This is a genomic window from Streptosporangium sp. H16 (assembly GCF_051918855.1).
Classification (GTDB): Bacteria; Actinomycetota; Actinomycetes; order Streptosporangiales; family Streptosporangiaceae; genus Streptosporangium.
This window is the reverse complement of record NZ_JBPXMD010000089.1, coordinates 1-3,491: the sequence shown is the minus strand read 5'-3', so window position 1 is coordinate 3,491 and position 3,491 is coordinate 1. Positions and strand designations below refer to the sequence as shown.

Below are 3,491 nucleotides of genomic sequence, written 5' to 3'. Positions count from 1 at the left end.
CACCCGCTGCTGCGAGGGACCGTTCGGCGCCGTCAGCCCGTTGCTCGCGCCGTCCTGGTTGACCGCACTGCCCCGCACCACCGCGAGGATCTGGTGACCGTTGCGCTGGGCGTCCGAAAGCCGCTCGACCAGCAGCACACCGATGCCTTCTCCCCAGCCGGTGCCGTCGGCCTCCGCGGAGAACGCCTTGCACCGCCCGTCCACCGACAGGCCACGCTGCCGCGAGAACTCGACGAAGGTACTCGGCGTGGCCATCACCGTGACGCCGCCCGCCAGGGCCAGGTCGCACTCGCCCGAGCGCAGCGACTGTGCCGCCCAGTGCAGCGCGACCAGCGACGACGAGCACGCCGTGTCGACCGTGACCGCCGGACCCTCCAGGCCCAGGGTGTACGACACCCGGCCCGAGGCGACACTGCCCGAGCTGCCGGTGCCGATCAGGCCTTCCAGCTCGCCCGGCGCGTCAGAGAGCTGGGGCGCGTAGTCGTGGTACATCACCCCGGCGAAGACACCCGTACGGCTGCCGCGCAGCCGATCGGGATTCATCCCCGCCCGCTCAATCGCCTCCCACGACGCCTCCAGCAGCAGCCGCTGCTGCGGGTCCATCGCGAGGGCCTCACGCGGGCTGATCCCGAAGAACCCGGGGTCGAACTCGGCGGCCTCGTACAGGAACCCGCCATGCCTGGAGTACGAAGTGCCCCGGCTGTCCGGGTCCGGGTCGTATACCTTCGCCAGGTCCCAGCCGCGGTCGGTGGGGAACTCGCCGATGGCGTCCGTGCCGGACGACACCAGGTCCCACAAACCCTCGGGCGAGGACACCCCGCCGGGGAACCGGCAGGCCATCCCCACGATCGCGATCGGCTCGTCGACCACCGAGACATCGGCCACGACCGCCTGCGAGACCTGACCACCGGCCAGCTCTCCCACCAGGTAGTCGGCCACCGCCTCAGCGGTCGGGTAGTCGAAGATAAGGGTGGCCGGCAGCCGCAGCCCGGTCGCCGTGCTGAGCTGGTTGCGGAACTCGACCGCGGTGAGGGAGTCGAAGCCGAGCTCCTGGAAGCGCTTGGCCGACTCGACCGCCTCCGTGTCGGAGAAGCCGAGGACCATCGCCGCCTGGGTACGCACCAGCCGGAGAAGGTCGGTCGGATCCGTCGCGGTCGTGCTGGCACGCCGGGTGGGCACGCGGACCAGCCCGCGAAGGGCCGCGGGGAGGGTGCCGGCGTGGGCCTGGGCCTGCAGTGCCGGGAGGTTCAGCGAGGCCGGGACCAGTACGGCGTGCTCGTGGTCGATCGCGATGTCGAACAGGGCCAGACCGTCGTCGACGGGCAGCGGCGTGATGCCACCGCGCTCAAGGCGGTGCAGGTCGGATTCGGTCAGGTCGCCTGCCATACCGCCCGAGGCCCACAGACCCCAGGCCAGCGACGTGGCAGGCAGTCCCTGCGCCCGGCGCTGCTCGGCGAGGGCGTCCAGGAAGGTGTTGGCCGCGGCGTAGTTGCCCTGGCCCGCGCTGCCCAGCACACCGGAGAGCGACGAGAACAGCACGAACGCCGACAGGTCCAGTTCCCGGGTCAGCTCGTGGAGATACCAGGCCGCGTCGGCCTTCGGCCGCAGGACCGCGTCGAAGCGCTCCGGGGTGAGGGAGCCGACGATCCCGTCGTCCAGCACGCCTGCCGTGTGCACGACACCGGCCAGCGGAACCGACGCGACCAACCGCGCCAGATCCTCTCGATCGCCGACGTCACAGGCCGCCGCCCGCACGGAGGCACCGAGCTCGGTCAGCTCCGCCACCAGCTCGGCGGCTCCGGGCGCCTCGGCGCCACGACGGCTGGCCAGCAGCAGGTGCCGCACCCCGTGGGCCGTCACCAGGTGCCTGGCCACGGCCGCGCCCAGCCCGCCGGTGCCACCGGTGACCAGCACCGTGCCCTCCGGACCGAACACCGGACCGGCATCGCCGGAGAGTGCCGGTTCCACGACCGCGCGCTCGGCCACCCGGCTCAACCTCGGCACCAGGAACTGCCCGGCCCGCACCGCCACCTGCGGTTCGCCCGTGGCCAGCGCCCGACCGACCGTGCCCTCGTCGAAGGGGTCGGTGTCCAGGTCCAGCAGTACGAACCGGCCCGGCTGCTCGGCCTGCGCCGCCCGTACCAGACCCCATACCGCCGCCTGCGCCAGGTCCGGCACCTCATCCGCGACCGCCACCATCGCGCCGCGCGTGACGATGACCAGCGGCGAAGCGCCCGGTTCCGCCTGCAGGGCGGTGAGGACCGCGTTCGTGGCGCGCCTGATCGCCTCGGGAACGGGCGCGTCGTCCGAAGGTACGTCGAGGAGCGCGTACGAAAGATCCGTCTGTCCGGTACGACCGGCCTGCACCCAGTCCAGCTGGAACAGGGAGTTGTTACGCGTCGCCGACTGGTCGGCGGACCGAGGACGGAGGATGAGCGACCCGACTTCCGCGACGGCCGTCCCCGCGGTGTCCGCCACCGCCAGGCAGAACACGCCGGTGCCGCCCGCCGGGGTGATGCGAACCCGCAGGGCGGTCGCTCCCTCGGCGTACAACGTCACGTCGTTCCAGGCGAAGGGGATGTACGGCCGGCCAGGTTCCGCCTCGGGCAGGAATCCGGCCATGGGGATGGCGTGCAGGGAGGCGTCGAGCAGCGCCGGGTGCAGCCCGAACCGCCGGGCATCGGCGCCGGACTGCTCCGGCAGGGCGATCTCGGCGTAGACGGCGCCGTCCTGCCGCCAGGCGGCCCGGAGGCACTGGAACGTCTCGCCGTACTCCATTCCGATCGCGGTGAGGTCGGCGTAGACGCCGTCGACGTCGAGGACCTCGGCGCCGGGCGGCGGCCACTGCGCGAGATCGAAGGTGGGCGCGACGGCGGCTGCCGGGGCGAGGACGCCCTGGGCGTTCTGCCGCCAATCTGTGGCGTCCCCGGCGCGCGAGTGGATCGTCACCTGGCGACGGCCGGAATCGTCGGCACCCGCGACCACGACCTGGAGCTGGAGGCTGCCACCCGCCGCCAGCACCATGGGCGATTGGAGGGTGAGCTCGTCGAGCACCGGGCAACCGGTCTCGTCCCCGGCGCGTATCGCGAGCTCGACCTGCGCAGCGCCCGGTACGACCACCTGACCGTCCACGAGATGGTCGGCCAGCCATGGCTGCGTGGACAGGGACAGACGGCCGATGAGCGTGAGCGTGCCGGAACCGGGAGCCGGGACGACAGCGGTCAGCAACGGATGGTCCACCGCCACCAGGCCGCCACCGGAGGCGACCTCAGCGGTGGCGTCGAGCCAGTAGCGACGACGCTGGAAGGCGTAGGTGGGCAGCTCGATGTGCTTGGCGGGCACCGAGGCGAAGTAGGTGTCCCAGTCGACCATGACGCCGTGGGTGTGGAGTCGGCCGAGTGCCTCGACCAGTGTCCGGACCTCGTCCCGGTCCTTGCGCGCGGTCGCGACGAAGGCGCCGTCCTGCACGCTCTGCTGGGCCAGCGCGGTCA

1 protein-coding gene is annotated in these 3,491 nt (G+C 72.3%); it reads right to left on the bottom strand.

The window, feature by feature from the left end; genetic code table 11:
• Positions 1-3,491 (bottom strand): SDR family NAD(P)-dependent oxidoreductase (locus ACTOQ2_RS43720; RefSeq protein ID WP_440107903.1); only part of this gene is annotated, 3,491 nt, incomplete at both ends.